This window comes from Enterococcus sp. DIV1059_2 (genome assembly GCF_051713685.1).
GTDB classification, from domain to species: domain Bacteria; phylum Bacillota; class Bacilli; order Lactobacillales; family Enterococcaceae; genus Enterococcus_D; species Enterococcus_D casseliflavus.
Genome location: NZ_JBIOQK010000001.1, coordinates 2211025 through 2226629, shown reverse-complemented (window position 1 = coordinate 2226629; position 15605 = coordinate 2211025). Strand labels below are relative to the sequence as shown.

Annotated in this window: 15 protein-coding genes and 1 riboswitch; of the genes, 12 read left to right on the top strand and 3 right to left on the bottom strand. The window is 43.5% G+C overall.

The genetic code is table 11. From position 1 onward, the window contains the following. Positions 1–14: 14 nt before the first annotated feature. On the bottom strand, positions 15–194 hold the full coding sequence (locus IGI72_RS10360) for a DUF2187 domain-containing protein (RefSeq protein ID WP_438754077.1): 180 nt from the start codon (positions 192–194) through the stop codon (positions 15–17). Positions 195–353: 159 nt separating this feature from the next. On the opposite strand from IGI72_RS10360, the gene IGI72_RS10355 reads away from it, so the two are divergent. The 5 genes from IGI72_RS10355 to IGI72_RS10335 all read left to right on the top strand — a co-directional run bounded on the left by IGI72_RS10355 (position 354) and on the right by IGI72_RS10335 (position 7695). Continuing rightward, on the top strand, positions 354–1199 hold the full coding sequence (locus IGI72_RS10355; RefSeq protein ID WP_438754075.1) for a helix-turn-helix domain-containing protein: 846 nt from the start codon (positions 354–356) through the stop codon (positions 1197–1199). Positions 1200–1267: 68 nt separating this feature from the next. Next, complete coding sequence (gene nagA, locus IGI72_RS10350; protein ID WP_096742572.1) at positions 1268–2413, top strand: N-acetylglucosamine-6-phosphate deacetylase; 1146 nt, start codon at positions 1268–1270, stop codon at positions 2411–2413. Between the two features lie 122 nt (positions 2414–2535). Then, positions 2536–3375, top strand: coding sequence for an SDR family oxidoreductase (locus IGI72_RS10345; protein ID WP_271772766.1), 840 nt, complete (start codon positions 2536–2538; stop codon positions 3373–3375). A 195-nt stretch (positions 3376–3570) separates the two neighbouring features. Beyond that, positions 3571–4272 (top strand): ABC transporter ATP-binding protein, encoded by a 702-nt coding sequence (locus IGI72_RS10340; protein ID WP_438754073.1) that lies wholly within the window; start codon positions 3571–3573, stop codon positions 4270–4272. Beyond that, positions 4273–7695, top strand: a complete 3423-nt coding sequence (locus tag IGI72_RS10335) for an FtsX-like permease family protein (RefSeq protein WP_438754071.1) — start codon at positions 4273–4275, stop codon at positions 7693–7695. Between the two features lie 44 nt (positions 7696–7739). Here IGI72_RS10335 and IGI72_RS10330 read toward each other — a convergent pair whose 3' ends face one another. Beyond that, entirely contained in the window at positions 7740–8339 is a 600-nt protein-coding gene (locus IGI72_RS10330; RefSeq protein WP_005231932.1) for an FUSC family protein, read from the bottom strand. Positions 8340–8437: 98 nt separating this feature from the next. Between IGI72_RS10330 and IGI72_RS10325 the strand changes: the two genes are divergently transcribed. Next, positions 8438–9400 carry an aromatic acid exporter family protein gene (locus tag IGI72_RS10325; protein ID WP_438754069.1) on the top strand — a complete coding sequence of 321 codons (963 nt, stop codon included), beginning with the start codon at positions 8438–8440 and terminating at the stop codon, positions 9398–9400. Between the two features lie 32 nt (positions 9401–9432). Here IGI72_RS10325 and IGI72_RS10320 read toward each other — a convergent pair whose 3' ends face one another. Further along, positions 9433–10389: a Gfo/Idh/MocA family protein gene (locus tag IGI72_RS10320; protein ID WP_438754067.1), complete on the bottom strand. Its 957-nt coding sequence runs from the start codon at positions 10387–10389 to the stop codon at positions 9433–9435. Positions 10390–10512: 123 nt separating this feature from the next. Between IGI72_RS10320 and IGI72_RS10315 the strand changes: the two genes are divergently transcribed. The 6 genes from IGI72_RS10315 to IGI72_RS10290 all read left to right on the top strand — a co-directional run bounded on the left by IGI72_RS10315 (position 10513) and on the right by IGI72_RS10290 (position 15501). Beyond that, on the top strand, positions 10513–11016 hold the full coding sequence (locus tag IGI72_RS10315) for a hypothetical protein (protein WP_005229993.1): 504 nt from the start codon (positions 10513–10515) through the stop codon (positions 11014–11016). 32 nt (positions 11017–11048) lie between these two features. Then, a complete protein-coding gene (locus IGI72_RS10310) occupies positions 11049–12059 on the top strand; it encodes a M15 family metallopeptidase (RefSeq protein ID WP_438755091.1) in 1011 nt (336 codons plus the stop codon). Continuing rightward, positions 12056–12661 (top strand): glycoside hydrolase family 73 protein, encoded by a 606-nt coding sequence (locus IGI72_RS10305; protein ID WP_005229997.1) that lies wholly within the window; start codon positions 12056–12058, stop codon positions 12659–12661. Before IGI72_RS10310 ends, IGI72_RS10305 begins: the two co-directional genes overlap by 4 nt. Before the next feature lie 20 nt (positions 12662–12681). After that, positions 12682–13359, top strand: coding sequence for a hypothetical protein (locus IGI72_RS10300; RefSeq protein ID WP_010749577.1), 678 nt, complete (start codon positions 12682–12684; stop codon positions 13357–13359). 82 nt (positions 13360–13441) lie between these two features. Beyond that, positions 13442–13539: riboswitch (purine riboswitch) on the top strand. Between the two features lie 76 nt (positions 13540–13615). Beyond that, on the top strand, positions 13616–14197 hold the full coding sequence (locus IGI72_RS10295; RefSeq protein WP_010749578.1) for a xanthine phosphoribosyltransferase: 582 nt from the start codon (positions 13616–13618) through the stop codon (positions 14195–14197). Continuing rightward, complete coding sequence (locus IGI72_RS10290) at positions 14197–15501, top strand: nucleobase:cation symporter-2 family protein (protein ID WP_438754065.1); 1305 nt, start codon at positions 14197–14199, stop codon at positions 15499–15501. The genes IGI72_RS10295 and IGI72_RS10290 overlap by 1 nt, the downstream gene beginning before the upstream one ends. Positions 15502–15605 lie beyond the last annotated feature (104 nt).

Below are 15605 nucleotides of genomic sequence, written 5' to 3'. Positions count from 1 at the left end.
CGGTGCTTATGTTTTTATTCGGTAACTGGTTGACAAATTTTTTTGCTGACAATCATCCGATTGGTAAACTTATCCAGCATTTCAGCACTAGGATCGGTCACTTGAACGAGGACCGAATTTTCATATTCCCGTTCGATGATCCCTTGGTATTTTTTGCCTTCCCATGTAAAAAAGATCGTACTGTCGATCATCATCTTAACACCTCATTTGAAATTGTGGAAAAATAACAAGACATTCTTGAAATTGCTTTCCTTTTTGTCATTATGTGCTAAAATAAAGAAAATTAAAAATGCGAATTCGCATTTTTGACAAGAAACGTTCGATTTTTTTAGAATTCCCCCTGGAGGACGATTATGAAAAAAAGAGATGAATCTTTTGGTCAAAATATCCGTTCAATTCGGTTGAAACGAAAGATGACCCAGAAGATGTTAGCGGAAGATATTTGTTCGCAAAGTGTGTTAAGTCGTATCGAAAACAACGAAGAGCTGCCCAATGTCTGGGTGATGTATCAAATTTGCCAACGCTTAGGCGTCACCTTAGATCAAGTAATGATGCTTCATTCGGAAGAGATCAACAAGACCAATCAAATCTTTGCCGAAATCGAATCACATTTTGTCCATAAACAATTTCAAGAAATGCGGGAAAAAATGCAAGACAAGGCGATCAAGGATTATTTGTATCTGGATTCAGATATGCAAATGTATTACTACTATCTAGGTAGCTGTGATTATTTCCTCGATCAAAACTATGATGCCGCCCTTGAGGCGCTGAAAAAAGGATTGGCCTATTCCTATCAACAGGATAAGACCAACGTTTCGGTGATGGAAATTCGTATCCTGAGCTGCATGGGTCGTGTCTATAGTGACTTGCTGCAACTGGGTGAGGCGCGTTTTTATTTAGAAAAAGCCTACGATGCCATGCATGCCTTGCCGCCGGAGCGACTGTCCACAGCGCTGACCAAAATTTATTACAACTATGCGGTCTTTTTAAAGGAGCAACAAGAAGACTGTCGCGCGCTAAAAGTAACCAACGAGGGCATTGCCCTAGCGAGAGAGAAAAATAGCTTATATTTTCTAGAAGAATTGTTTGAACTAAAAGGACAATTGCTTCAAAGACTAAAAGAAGAAAAAGCAGCTGAAAAAAGTTTTCAACTGTATCGTGCCGTCATGGATATTCGCCAATCAGACAAAGTGGTGTAGACCTTTCTTGACTTCTGCTGCAAATAAGAGTACTTTTAAGGAAGAAAAGAAATAGAGGAGCGATCAAGATGAATAAATATATTTACGCAGACAAATTCTTTCTGAAATCAGCGGTTCATGGCCCTGGTTACTTGGAGGTCAAGGAGGGAAAATTCGGCGCGATCGTCGATGAAGTCCCTGCTGGTGCAGACGTAGAAGATTATTCAGGCAAATGGGTAGCACCGGGTCTTGTGGATACTCATATCCACGGGTTTATGAACCATGATGTGATGGATAACGATGCAGAAGGCATCAAAGCCATGTCAGAAGGTCTTTTGTCTTGTGGTGTGACATCTTTCTTACCGACAACTTTAACATCTAGCAAAGAACGGTTGCGGGATGTTGCTGAAACCGTTGGGAAAGTCAAAGACGAAGTTACAGGAGCAAAAATCCAAGGCATCTACTTTGAAGGACCGTTCTTTACTGAAGAACATAAAGGGGCACAAAATCCGATCTATTTTGGTGATCCTGATATTGATACCTTCCATGAATGGCAAGAAGCTTCTGGTGGAATTATCAAGAAAATCGCCTTGGCTCCTGAGCGCGAAGGTGTGAGTGAGTTTGTTTCGCAAGTGACGGAAGAAGGCGTAGTGGTTGCACTTGGGCATAGTAACGGAACGTTACAAGAAGCGCAAACAGCAGTAGAAGCTGGTGCCAGTGTCTTTGTTCATGCCTTCAACGGAATGCGCGGATTAAATCATCGTGAACCTGGAATGGTCGGTGCCTTACTTTCATTAAAAGAAGTTTTTTCTGAGTTGATTTGTGATGGCCACCATGTGCATCCTCAAGCAGCTGAGATCTTAATGGAAAAAGCTGGTCACGACCATGTGGCCTTGATCACCGACTGTATGATGGCTGGCGGTATGCCAGACGGTGATTACATTTTAGGTGAATTTCCAGTAGTGGTAAAAGATGGCACGGCTCGAATGGAAACAGGCAATCTTGCTGGCAGCATCTTGAAACTAAAAGAAGCCGTGAAAAATGTTGTAGAGTGGGGAATTGCTACTCCTCAAGAAGCGGTCATGATGGCCAGCTTGATCCCAGCGATCAGCTGCAAGATCGACCACGCTTGCGGTATGATCAAACAAGGTCGTCCAGCTGACTTCATTGTTTTGGATCAAGAAATGAATTTAGCAGCCACTTATTTAGATGGTGTTTGCCGTTACCAAGCATAAAATGAAACAATCTGCTTCAAGAAACAAGAAGAGAGCTTCTCTTGATCTGTTTTTTGAGCAGATTTTTTTATTTTCAGTTATGATGAAAGAAAACGGTATTCTTAGAAGGGGAAGGTGGCAAATTGAAGACGATTTTAGTTACGGGTGCCAACGCTGGCATGGGCTTTGCAACAGCCAAACAATTGGCAGAATTGGGGATGCATGTGATTTTGTATTGCCGTTCTGCCGAACGAGGACAGGCAGCACAGCAACGTTTGAAGGAAGAGACAGGCAATCCAAGCATCGATCTAGTGATCGGTGATTTGGGGTCGTTGGCTAGCGTACGCAAGTCAGCCGCTGAAATCAACGCCCGCTTTGAGAAATTGGATGTACTGATCAATAATGCGGGCATCGTCAATTTAAAAAAAGAGCGAACAGCCGATGGATTTGAACAAATGCTGGGCGTAAACTACGTGGGGCATTTTGAACTGACCCGTCAGTTATTGCCGCTAATAAAACGTGCGGATGCTGGTAGGATCGTTAATGTTGCTTCTGGTGCTTACAAATTTGTAAAGAAAAAGGATCAGCGCTTTTTCGATGTGCCGAATTTTTTGCCTTGGCGGGAATATGGGCGCTCAAAAAAAGCCCTGATATTATTTACAGATGCGCTTGCGTTTCAACTGCGCAATACGACCGTTACTGCCAATGCCTTGCATCCGGGAGCTGTGGCGACCAGCTTAGGGGTCAGCAGACAGACAGGATTTGGTCAATCTGTCTACAAAATGCTCACGCCTTTTTTCAAAACACCAGAGGAAGGGTCTGATACAGCGATATATTTGGCACTAAGCCCCGAGGTGGCTGGCATTAGCGGGTGCTACTTTGTCGATCGTCAGGCAGTGCCGACCGAGATCCTTGATGAGCGGCAGCAAGCGCAAAAACTTTGGGAAGAAACCCAGCGAAGAATTGCCGACCAAGCACAATGATTGGTTTTTGTTCTTTGTCAATCAAATTAGATGGAAGTGTAAAATCGATTCTGGGACAGAATGAGCATCATTTTGTCTCAGATTTTTTAATTTGATAAAATGAGCTGCTTTTTTGCTGTTTCTTTCGCAGGAATAAGTATGATACACTATTAAGCGAGAAAGCGCATGCGGCGCTGGAATTCTTGGAGGAACATAATGAGTTATATCGAAGTTGTGAAAGAAGTGAAGAAATACACAATGGGCGACACGGTTATTGCTGTTAATGATGGTGTTTCGTTTTCCGTAGAAAAAGGAGAGATCGCACTGATCCTTGGTCCAAGTGGCGCTGGTAAGTCCACCGTTTTGAACATATTAGGCGGAATGGATCAATGTGATAGTGGCAAAGTGATCGTTGATGGAACAGATATTGCTGGCTTTGATGCCAAACAATTGACGACCTATCGCCGCAAAGATGTCGGTTTTGTCTTTCAGTTTTATAATTTGGTCCCTAATTTGACAGCCAGAGAAAACGTTGAACTCTCAGCACAAATCGTGCCAGAGGCACTTGATGCAGCTGAGATCTTGACCCAAGTTGGGCTTGGTGATCGCTTGGATCACTTTCCAGCGCAATTGTCTGGTGGCGAACAGCAGCGAGTCACGATCGCTCGTGCTATTGCGAAGAAGCCCAAATTGCTGCTTTGTGATGAACCAACTGGGGCCCTTGACTATGAAACGGGGAAACAGATTCTAGCAATTCTAGAAAAAACGGCTCGCGAGACTGGGACGACCGTTTTGATCATTACACATAACAGCGCATTGGCTCCCATGGCTGATCGTGTGATCCATATCAATGATGCAAAGGTCCGCAAGATGGAAAAAAATACTCATCCGATTCCAATTGCCTCTATTTCTTGGTAAATGCCTATGAAAAAAACATTATTACGTTCCAGTTTACGTGAAATCAGGCAAGCACCCGGGCGGTTTTTGTCCATATTAGGCATTATCTTTTTAGGGGTCGCTTTTTTTGTGGGGATCAGTGCAACTGGTCCGAATATGGAACAAGCAGCTGAAGATTATTTTGCTCGCCAGAAATTAGCGGACTTTACGATTGCGTCAACATTAGGGTTGTCGACTGCCGATCGGGAAATCATTGAAGAAATGCCTGGTGTCACGTCTGTTGAAGCAGAGCAGATCGCCGATATCAATGCCGAAAATCACCGTGCCGTGATCCGTGTCTTTTCCCTTTCGAAGGAGCGGCAAGTCAATCAATATCAGGTGACTTCTGGTCGATTGCCGCAAAAGTCAGGGGAAATTGCTTTGGATCAAGCGGCACAAAGCAGCGGTGGGTTTGCACTAGATGAAACTTTTGAACTGCCAGAAAGCGGTGAAAACCAGCTAGAAACGAACACTTATACGATCGTTGGCTTTGTCAATAGTCCCGAATTTATTGAGAATTTTCATCGAGGCAATAGTACCGTTGGGAATGGGACGGTTGATTACTTTGCAGTAATTCCAGAAGAAGATTTTAAAGAAACTGCGTATGCTAGATTGTTAGTTCGTTTTGATGAGCTATCGCAAGTGGCTAGCTATTCAGAAGCATATCAGACAAAAAGGGATCAAGTAAGTGATGAAGTAGAAGAACGGTTGGCTCCGCGGGCACAAGGACGGCGGCAAGAGTTGATCGATGAAGCGCAACCAGCCATTGATGAGGCCAAAGAACAGATCCGTGATGGCGAAGAAGCATTGCAGCAAGCGCAAGCGGAACTGGACGACGCAACAGAGAAATTGGCGCAGGTGCATCAGGAGTTGACGGAACAAGAAGCAGCTTTTCAGACAGAGATTCAAACTGCCCAAGAGCAATTGAATGGAGAAGCGCAAAAATTAGCTGAGGGGAAACAGGCATTGATCGAAAATCAACGCCTGCTAGATCAAAATGAACAAGCATTGATTCAGCAAGAAGCCCAAGTACAGTCAGCCCAAGCTCAGTTGGCATCTGTTTTGGCACAAAGACCTGAACTACAAAGGGGCATCCAGCAGGTAGAGGAGCAACTGGCGCTGGCATACCAAGGCATGGATCAAATCAGAAGTGTGGGTCAACTTTCTGCAGAGGAGCAACTGGCCCAGCTGCCTATCGTCTATGCACAAGTAACCGCCGCTCTGGCACAGTTGAACCTGCCGACAGATGTCCTTGGTCCGATTCCTGATCTGGAGGAAATCGATGAAACGATGATTGCTACTATGCTCACGGCAGTTGAAGATACATTGCGTCCACTCATTGCCGAAGGTGAGCAACAACGTGCGCAATTACTTGGGCAAATGGCTGCGATCAATGACCAAGAAGCGCAACTTCAGCAGGCACAACAGCAAGTCAATGCTGGCTGGAGCCAAATCAGAGCTGGGCGCCAAGAATTGGCACAAGCGCAGACCCAGATCACCCAAGGAGAGACGCAGCTGAGCGACGCTCGTGAGACCTTAGCTTCTGAAAAAGCCAAGGGTCAGTCTTTATTAGCTGCTGGTTGGCAAGAATATCGAGAAAACGAAGCAACCCTTCAAGAAAAGCTTGACGAATTTAAAGAAAGAGCACCAAAAGAACACGAAAAACTTGAAGATGCCAAAAAAGAAGTTGCTGAAAAAGAGCAGGAATTATTGGAGCTAAAACCGGCAGTTTATCGTGTCGCGAACCGCGATGCGAATCCTGGTTATTCAGAGTACCAAGACAATGCGGAACGGGTTTCTTCGTTAGCGACGATTTTCCCAGTTATCTTCTTTTTGATTGCAGCGTTAGTCAGTCTAACCACCATGACGCGGATGATCGATGAAAAACGTAGTGAGATCGGTACATTGAAAGCATTAGGCTATCGTAACTGGGAGATTGGACAGAAATTTTTGCTTTATTCCTCTGCAGCAGGCATCACAGGTGCTGTATTGGGTCTAGCAGTCGGCTTTTCCTTTTTTCCAGCAATCATCATTCAAGCTTATGGACCGCTTTACAATCTCACGGAGTATGACACCCCATGGTATTTGCGGCTTTCATTGATTGCTGTGGGAGTCAGCTTGCTTTGCACCATCGGTATCGCGCTGCTGGTTTTACGTTTTGATTTAAGACAGTCATCGGCTTCATTGTTACGACCAAAGGCACCCAAAACAGGAAAACGAATTCTCTTAGAAAGAATCACCGTTATATGGCGGCACTTAAGTTTTATTCAAAAAGTTACAATGCGAAACCTGTTTCGCTACAAGTCCAGAATGCTCATGACCATCTTAGGGATCGCGGGATGTACCTCCATGATCTTGACTGGATTTGGTCTAAGAGATTCCATCAGCAATATCATTCCTTTACAGTTTGAGAAAATCTGGCAGTATCAGGCAGTGATCACCTTTGATGATGAGGATTCTGAAGCAATGAGTGAAACAAAAGCCGCCGCAGAAGATATTGAAGGCTTTGAAGCAGGGTTATTCTTGCATACGGAAAGTCTGACGTTGGCTCAATCGGGGGTCACGCAGCAAGAAGTAACCGTCACCGTGCCAGAAGATCCTGCGGCTTTATCGAGATTTGTCCACTTGAATGATCGGGTTTCAGGAGAAGCTTACGAGCTAGAAGGAGAGGGTGCCATCATCAATGAAAAGCTTGCTAAGTTGTTTGGATTATCGGTGGGTGATACGATAACGTTGACGAATGAAAGCGGCGAAGCATTTGAACTGAATGTGGCTGCAATCGCAGAAAACTACACAGGGCATTTTGCTTATTTGACCCCAGATGCGTATCAAAAGATCTTTCAGGCAGCCCCTTCTTACAACAGTGAGTTATTGAAATTCAGTCAGCGTTTGACGAAATCGGAGGAAGAAGCGATCGCGGCTGATTTGATGGCACAAGACAATGTCATCAATGTTTCCTTCCTCTCAGCTTCAGCGGATGCCTTAGATGACACGACCGCAACCTTGAACATCGTCATCTGGATCTTGATCTCGTCTGCGGGGGCATTAGCCTTTATCGTGTTGTACAACTTGAACAACATCAATATAGCGGAACGCATTCGCGAGTTGTCGACCATCAAAGTATTGGGCTTTTATGATCGAGAAGTGACCATGTACGTCTTTCGTGAAAATATCTTTCTGACGATCTTCGGCATTGCATTTGGTTTATTATTAGGGGTGCTTCAGCATCAATTTGTCTTACAGACCATCGAAGTCGATATCGCCATGTTTTCACCGACAGTTGAACCAATGAGCTATGTGTATGCCGCTGGATTGACCTGCTTATTTTCAAGCGTGGTAGGGATCGCAATGTATTTCAAACTGAAACATGTCAATATGATCGATGCACTGAAAGCCAATGAGTAACAAAAACAGCCTTTTCTCAGAATGATTCTGGAAAAAGGCTGTTTTTATTTTTCTTGTTTTTCTTGTTCGGAAATCTCGCCTTGGACTTCTTCTAGCATGGCTTTTAGTTCAAGCTCTTTTTGCCTCAGCACCACCAGATCTTCTTGGATCTCATCCTTTTTCTCTTCCTCAGGTGGTCGAATGACGAAATTGATCGATAGGGCAACTAACGTGCCGATAAAGGTGTCCAATACACGGTCTAAGGCGAAGATGATCGATTCCCCTTGAGGGACACTGGAAGTGATCAAAAGCATCGTCGCAATAGCAGAGATAATGCCAGAATTGTTATTGATGCCATCTGAAAAAACGATGACAAAAATGACTAGCGCTGGCAAGACAAACAATTCGATCAGAAAGTCATTTTGAAAATATTGCTTCGTCAAAAAGTAAAAAATGGCTGTACCGCCGCCGATCGTATTTCCTAATACCCGTGACTTACCAAAAGAGATCGTTGTGGTCAGGTCTTGTCGCAAAGAAAAGACAGCCGACAAGGCAGCAATCAATGGTTGGCCACGATCAAGAAAATGAAAGAGCAGAATACAAAGCATGACAGCAATGGCTGTTTTTATCGTTCGCATACCCAAGCGAAAACGCCCCAGTTTCATGGTCAAATGCCCCCTTTACTTAATCATACCCAAAGCAGTTGAGAAATTCTAGTCTTATTCCTCACAATTTAGTATACTTTTCACAGGAGGTGACAAAAATGAAAATCGGAATGAGGACCGTGAAAACGGCGATTGCTGCTGGTTTATCAATGTTTCTGGCACAACAGATCGGTCTTTTGTATGCGCCAGCCGCAGGGATCATCGCCATTTTAAGCGTCGGTAATACAAAGAAAACGTCACTTTTTACGGGAATCGGGCGCTTGATCTCTTTGGCGATCGCAACGCTCTTAGCTTTTGTCAGCTTCCATTTATTAGGCTTTGGGCCGATAGGATTTGTTCTTTTTCTCTTTGTCTTTATCCCAACCGCTGTCTATTTCAATTTGACCGATGGGATCGTCGTCAATTCTGTCTTGGTGACCCATTATATGATGGAACGTTCGTTTGCTTGGCCACTGATTGGGAATGCTTTTTTATTGATGAGTATTGGCATTGGCTTTGCACTTTTGTTCAATTTATATATGCCAGATGGCGAACGAGCATTGAAAGAAAGACAGCAATTAGTGGAAGAAACGTTTAAAAGTCTTTTAAAAGACATGTCGATTGCGTTAACTGAAAAAGAAAAGGCGACGCTTCCCCAGGTCTGCCAAACGCTTTTGGGGGATATCAAGCAAGGCAAACAACAAGCAATGGTGCATAGTGAAAATCAATGGCGAGGAGAAGCCTCCTATTATGAAGAGTACTTTACCATGCGCCAAAGTCAGGCACGCTTACTCTTAGAAATGGTTGACTTATTGCAGTTGTTTTGGGTAGAAGAAGCCTATACAAATGCGTTTCAAGAGTTGCTATCCTTTACTGCCGAGTCCTTTCACGAAAATAACGATGGGAAAGAGATCTTGGCAAAAATTGCTGCGCTTTATGAAGATTATCGACAAAAGCCATTGCCCCAAACAAGAGCAGAGTTTGAAAATCGCGCTCAGCTGTTTCAGTTTCTGCAAACCTTTAAAAGTTTTATTGAAATCAAAGCCGACTTTTCTGATCAAATGCAAACAATGGCACGCTAAAAAAAGACTCCTAAAAAGGAGTCTTTTTCATTTTACTGCTGTTCCCAAAAAGCTTGCATTTGATCAAGAACGTCAATGACATCGGTGGTCAAATGGATCGATCCTTCGATCTCGCCATCGATGGCTTTGATCATATTGGCAATTTCATAATTAAGGGCTTGACTGCTGTCGCCAGCTTCAATCACTTCATTTGTTCCATCTCGGAAATGGATCACGGCTTTGTCCGCACGAGGGTATTCATCTACGGTAATGTATCCTTCTTCGAAAGCGACGATACCGGTTTTAGGCATTTTCGCTTGAAAAGTCAGCGTGACACTAGCCATTTCATCGGCTGGATTTTGTAATATCGTGACTGATTGTTCATCCACACCTGTAGAGAAGGGCTTCATGCTGCTAAACGTCACTTCTGGTGTATCCGTCATGAAAAAGCGGGCAAATGAAACAGCATACGTACCGATATCCAATAAAGCACCGCCGCCTAAATCTGGATTGAAGAAACGATTGCTTGGGTCTGGATCTTTGTAGCTGCCAAATGGTGCTTGGATCATTTTTAATTTTCCTAATCGTCCGGCATCGATCTCTTCTTTCAACCGAGCATAAACCGGCATATTGAAAATCGTCATTGCTTCTTCTAAGATTAGGTTTTTTTCTTTGGCTAAGGCTAGTTCTTCCGCTAGCTCATCGGCACTGGTGGTGATGGCTTTTTCGCAGAGGACATGTTTTCCTGCCATCAGAGCTTTCATAATAAATTCATGATGAAGATCATTAGGTACTGCAATATAAACAATATCGATTTGCGGATCTTCTAACATGGCATCTGTGCTTTCATAGGCATGGGGAATAGAGTGTTTCTCAGCAAATGCTTGGACTTTAGGGAAACTCCGGGCACTGGCCCCATATAGTTCACTTGCTTCATTAGAAAAGCCAGCAGCAAATTGCGTTGCGATATCTCCGAGGCCAATCATTCCCCAACGGTATTTTTTCATCATTGATCATCTCCTTCGTATTTAGTATAACAAAAGAAATCAATTCTTTAAAATAATCAAAAACAATCGCAAAAAGTTTCCATTACGGCTGACTTTCAGTAAAATATAGAAGAGGAGGGATAACATATGCATAATGTATCAATTGCAATTATTTTAAATACCATCATCGAGCAATACGCATCAGAAAAACAGTTTTATGAAACACAATTAGGCATCACCGAGGAGCAATGGGAGGCATGGAAAAATGGCACAATGAGTCTGTCACCTGCTGAAAATCAGAAAGTGAAGCTGCTGTTTTCAGATTATGAATGGATGTTGATCCAAAAAATCATTCGGCAAACCGTCATTTATCCAGAAAAACGCAATCAAGCGGTCGTCGAGTTCAAAAAAATGAAGACTCAAATCGCCAGAACGTGGTTAGCAAGCGATTTAGCGAAAGTCGAATTGTTAACAGAATCTGAAGAAACAGCCCAATACCTTGATTTGAGAGTCAGTATTACGTATGATGAGTGGGGTTATGATGATATACTAAACTTCCGATTGCCCGCTTTTGTTCAGCAGCAAATTCGCAATGAAAAAATCGAACTGTTGGAGTGGGTCAAAGAAAATCTGGAAGAAACTTACAACTAAAGGTAGGATATTTTTTGAAAAAGTATTATGGAATGGCTGCGGCGGCGGGCTTCTTGTTTCTGGTTCTTTTAACCATTCAAGTGAACCGAGTGACCGCAGTCACCCCAACAAAGAGTGCAAGTATCGCTCGTTCAACAGATCAAGCATCAACGGGTGAAACAACAGAAACAAATGAAAAAGAGCCAAATGGGAACACGCAAGAGTCACAAGAACAAGCAAGTGCTAGTGATGAAGTGAACGAAGAGGATTTTCCAACTGTCTCATTGGATGATTGGTCATTGGTTTTGGTAGGCCCAAACAATAAAATCAAAAGCGAAATTGCCCAAAAAGATTTAGGGAAATTGTCGAATGGCTATCTCGTCGATCAACGCATCGTTTCAGCTTATGAAAAGCTGGCAGATGCCGCAAGAGCTGCAGGACATCCTTTGGTGATGGTCTCTGCCTACCGTTCAGTCGCGTATCAAGAGGAGATATTCAATGCCAATGTCAACACCCTGATGAGTCAAGGTCATACAAAAGAAGAAGCAATTCGGATCACGAAACTGACCTTTACTGAGCCTGGCTATAGCGAACACCATACTGGGCTTGCTGTTGATGTTGTGGATCAGGATTGGTATCAAAATCATACAGGAGAACTGCTCAATGAGGGGTTCGGTGATACTGAGGGTGGAAAATGGCTACAAGCTCATGCAAGGGAGTATGGGTTTATCATCCGTTACCCGAAAGGAAAACATGCTATTACGCAAATCGATTATGAGCCTTGGCATCTACGATATGTAGGGGTCGAAGTGGCAACCTACATTGAGGAGCAGGAGTTGACCTTTGAAGAGTTTCTGGAAGAAGCAAAAGAACACATCGCTCGAAAAGAAGCAGAACTGTCCTCTCACGAATGGGAAGATCCTTTGGCAGAGGACTGGATCTATGAGGGGTCTCTTGCTAAAAGTCAAGAAAGCAGTGAGCTTACACAAGATGAGTTGTTGCTGAATGGAGGCAATTTGTTTTCTGAAAATGTGTTTAGTCAGACAAAGGAAGTGAAAAAATGAGCGCAAGACGAAAAAAACAGAAGACTCGTTTCCCATTAGTCTTTCTAGGGTTATTCTTGATTGGGATTGCTTTTATTTTTTCCTTGAATAGTTTGGCAGACCCCCTTCCAAAAGAGGAAGAAACAAACACGGAAGCCATCTCCCATGAAGAATTTATTGATCGCATCGCTCCTTACGCACAAGAACTGCAAAAGGGCTACGGGATTTTACCAAGTATCATTATTGGACAGGCAATCCTTGAATCAGATTGGGGTCAAAGTTCTCTAGCCAGTGAATACAATAATTTATTTGGAATTAAGTCGTTTGGCCATTCAAAAAAGGTGACATTAGATACCCAAGAGTTTTATAATGGAGAATGGGTCACGATTCAAGGAGATTTTCGTGTCTATGATACTTGGGAAGAATCAATGGATGATCATACGATGTTGTTTGTAAATGGTGTGGATTGGAATCCTGCACTTTATGTAAATGTCTTGACAGCAAACGACTACCGCAGTGCCGCACAAGCATTACAAGATGCAGGGTATGCAACGGATCCGGATTATGCCAGCAAAATCATTCAAGTAATTGAAACCTACCAATTGAATCGATTTGATCAATAAGAAAAGAGAGTTGGCTGCTTATGGAAGAAAAATATATGCCAAAAATCACCACCGATTTGCGTAAAGATATCGTGAAAGTGCCTAAAGTTATTCGAGAGGCTAGCGGTATTCAAATATTTGGAAAACAAATCCGCTCCATTATTTTCACAACGGATATTGCGATCATCCGTAATACAAATGCGGATGCTGTGATTGCGGTCTATCCCTTTACACCACACCCAGCAATTACGAAAGCAATCATCGAAGCAGCGGACATTCCAGTGTTTTCTGGTGTCGGCGGGGGCTTGACCCAAGGATTTCGCTCGTCTTATATGAGCATGTTTGCTGAAGCCCAAGGGTCGATCGGGGTCGTCTTAAACGGACCAACGCCACTGAAAACTGTGGAGCAGGTCTGTAAAGTTGTAGATATTCCCGTTATCAGTACCGTAACGAGTAAGTATACCGAAATTGATGCCAAGCTTGAAGCTGGTGTGAAAGTCATCAATATCAGTGCGGGCAAGGACACAGCAGATACCGTGGCTTTCTTCCGTAAAAAATATCCGAAGCTGCCGATCATCGCAACCGGTGGACCAACCGATGAAAGCATCTTAGAAACGATTGAAGCAGGCGCGAATGCCATCACCTACACGCCGCCGTCCAATGGGGAGCTTTTCAGTAAAAAGATGGAACACTATCGCGATATGGAGAAGCCAGAGTAGGAAATGATCCACAAATGAGAATATTTTTATTTATAAAGGGCATTCCATGCTTGTGTTTTTAATCAAAGACAGGCATAATCGAATCTATCATTTAAAAATTACTTGTATATCGTCGAAATATGGTCGACAGTCTCTACCCGATACCGTAAATATCGGACTATAAGTAAAAATCGTGCCTGTTAGACACTTTTTTTGCTTTGGCAAAAAGAGTGTCTTTTTTTTCAGGATGGAATAGAAAGGAACGAGGAGAGCTAGGATGGAAAAATTAGTTGAGCGTATCAAAACACACGGAAATGTGCTGGGCGAAGGGGTTCTTAAAGTGGACCAATTTTTGACCCACCAAGTGGATTATGAGTTGATGAAAGAAATCGGTGCAGTCTTCGCGGAACGGTTTCAAGGAAGCGGCATCACAAAAGTAGTGACCATCGAAGCTTCAGGGATCGCACCAGCCCTTTATACTGCAGAACAGTTACAAGTACCAATGATCTTTGCCCGTAAAGCAAAGAGTTTGACAATGGATGAAGAGCTGCTGACTGCATCTGTCTATTCCTTTACCAAGCAAGTGACCAGCCAAGTATCGATTTCCAAGAAATTTTTGTCTTCAGAGGATACAGTCTTGATTATTGATGATTTTTTAGCAAACGGACAAGCAGCAAAAGGCTTGATCGAACTGTGCCAACAAGCAGGAGCCAACGTCGTCGGTATCGGTATCGTGATTGAAAAATCATTCCAAAGTGGTCGACAATTACTTGAAGAAATGGGGATTCCTGTTGTTTCACTAGCACGGATCGCCTCATTGTCTGAGGGACAAGTCAGCTTTTTAGAAGGAGATGCCTAATGAAAGAAACGAATAGCCGTTCAGCAGTTTTAGGCTTGCAACATTTACTAGCGATGTATGCAGGAGCTGTTGCCGTTCCTTTGTTGATTGGAACAGGTCTGGGCTTCAATGAAGCTCAGATGACGTATTTGATCTCGATCGATATTTTCATGTGCGGAATCGCTACGCTTTTGCAACTAGTTGTTACCCGCTTTTTCGGGATCGGCCTACCAGTCGTTTTAGGCTGTGCCATCCAAGCTGTCTCCCCATTGATTTTGATTGGCGCCAAATCAGGGATCAGTGCGATTTACGGAGCGATCATTGCCGCTGGGATTTTCATTGTTCTGATCGCTGGCATTTTTTCGAAAATCAAAGTCTTGTTTCCCCCATTGGTGACGGGAACCGTGATTACCGTCATCGGCTTGACCTTGATTCCAGTCGCCATCACTAAAATCGGTGGGGGCGATGCTGCAGCTGCTAACTTTGGTGATCCAACGAATTTATTGTTAGGCTTTGTGACGATTGCCTTGATCATTGGGGTGCAGGTCTTTGGGAAAGGCTTTATTCGCTCGATTGCCGTTTTGATCGGTTTGATCGGTGGGACCATTTTAGCAGCGCTCTTAGGATTGGTGGATCTTTCTGCCATCGCCCACGCGCCTGTGTTTCATTTGCCTCAGCCTTTTTATTTTGGCTTACCAACCTTTGATCTGTGGTCGATCGTTTTGATGATCATTATTTCCATCGTGAGTCTGGTAGAGTCCACTGGTGTTTATTTTGCGCTGGGAGATATTACTGAAAAACCGATTACAGGCAATGACTTAAAGCGCGGCTATCGTGCGGAAGGCTTGGCGGTGATCCTTGGGGGGATATTCAATACATTTCCTTATACTGGATTTTCACAAAATGTAGGTTTGGTTCAACTTTCAGGTATTAAGACGCGACGCCCGATTTTCTTTTCAGCTATCTTTTTGATCGTATTAGGGCTGTTTCCAAAAGTCGGTGCCATTGCGCAAATCATTCCAGAAGCAGTACTGGGAGGCGGCATGTTAGTGATGTTTGGCATGGTCGCTGTTCAAGGGATGCGAATGCTGAGCAAAGTTGATTTTATGAATGACAAGAACTTGTTAGTGATTGCGGTATCGATCGGTTTTGGTTTAGGGTTCAATATGATGCCAACCTTATTCAGTCAGATGCCTGAAACCGTCCAAATGTTTACAGGCAATGGGATCGTCATGAGTAGTTTGACAGCCATTGTTTTGAATCTGTTCTTCAACGGATTGCCGAAAGAAACAGACGAAGTGACGGAATTGAGCTTGCAACAGTAAGTTGATTTGATCCAGACGAGGATTCGTCTGGATTTTTTGTATTGTTCCTTTATTTGTCTTTTTCCTGCCAAACAGAAAGACTGAATGGTTTTCTTAGCCATAAA

Bases quoted from the DNA above. Each gene is read 5' to 3' on its own strand.
- IGI72_RS10360 (WP_438754077.1), bottom strand. From the start codon at position 194: ATGATGATCGACAGTACGATCTTTTTTACATGGGAAGGCAAAAAATAC.
- IGI72_RS10355 (WP_438754075.1), top strand. From the start codon at position 354: ATGAAAAAAAGAGATGAATCTTTTGGTCAAAATATCCGTTCAATTCGG.
- nagA (WP_096742572.1), top strand. From the start codon at position 1,268: ATGAATAAATATATTTACGCAGACAAATTCTTTCTGAAATCAGCGGTT.
- IGI72_RS10340 (WP_438754073.1), top strand. From the start codon at position 3,571: ATGAGTTATATCGAAGTTGTGAAAGAAGTGAAGAAATACACAATGGGC.
- IGI72_RS10335 (WP_438754071.1), top strand. From the start codon at position 4,273: ATGCCTATGAAAAAAACATTATTACGTTCCAGTTTACGTGAAATCAGG.
- IGI72_RS10330 (WP_005231932.1), bottom strand. From the start codon at position 8,339: ATGAAACTGGGGCGTTTTCGCTTGGGTATGCGAACGATAAAAACAGCC.
- IGI72_RS10325 (WP_438754069.1), top strand. From the start codon at position 8,438: ATGAAAATCGGAATGAGGACCGTGAAAACGGCGATTGCTGCTGGTTTA.
- IGI72_RS10320 (WP_438754067.1), bottom strand. From the start codon at position 10,389: ATGATGAAAAAATACCGTTGGGGAATGATTGGCCTCGGAGATATCGCA.
- IGI72_RS10315 (WP_005229993.1), top strand. From the start codon at position 10,513: ATGCATAATGTATCAATTGCAATTATTTTAAATACCATCATCGAGCAA.
- IGI72_RS10310 (WP_438755091.1), top strand. From the start codon at position 11,049: ATGGCTGCGGCGGCGGGCTTCTTGTTTCTGGTTCTTTTAACCATTCAA.
- IGI72_RS10305 (WP_005229997.1), top strand. From the start codon at position 12,056: ATGAGCGCAAGACGAAAAAAACAGAAGACTCGTTTCCCATTAGTCTTT.
- IGI72_RS10300 (WP_010749577.1), top strand. From the start codon at position 12,682: ATGGAAGAAAAATATATGCCAAAAATCACCACCGATTTGCGTAAAGAT.
- IGI72_RS10295 (WP_010749578.1), top strand. From the start codon at position 13,616: ATGGAAAAATTAGTTGAGCGTATCAAAACACACGGAAATGTGCTGGGC.
- IGI72_RS10290 (WP_438754065.1), top strand. From the start codon at position 14,197: ATGAAAGAAACGAATAGCCGTTCAGCAGTTTTAGGCTTGCAACATTTA.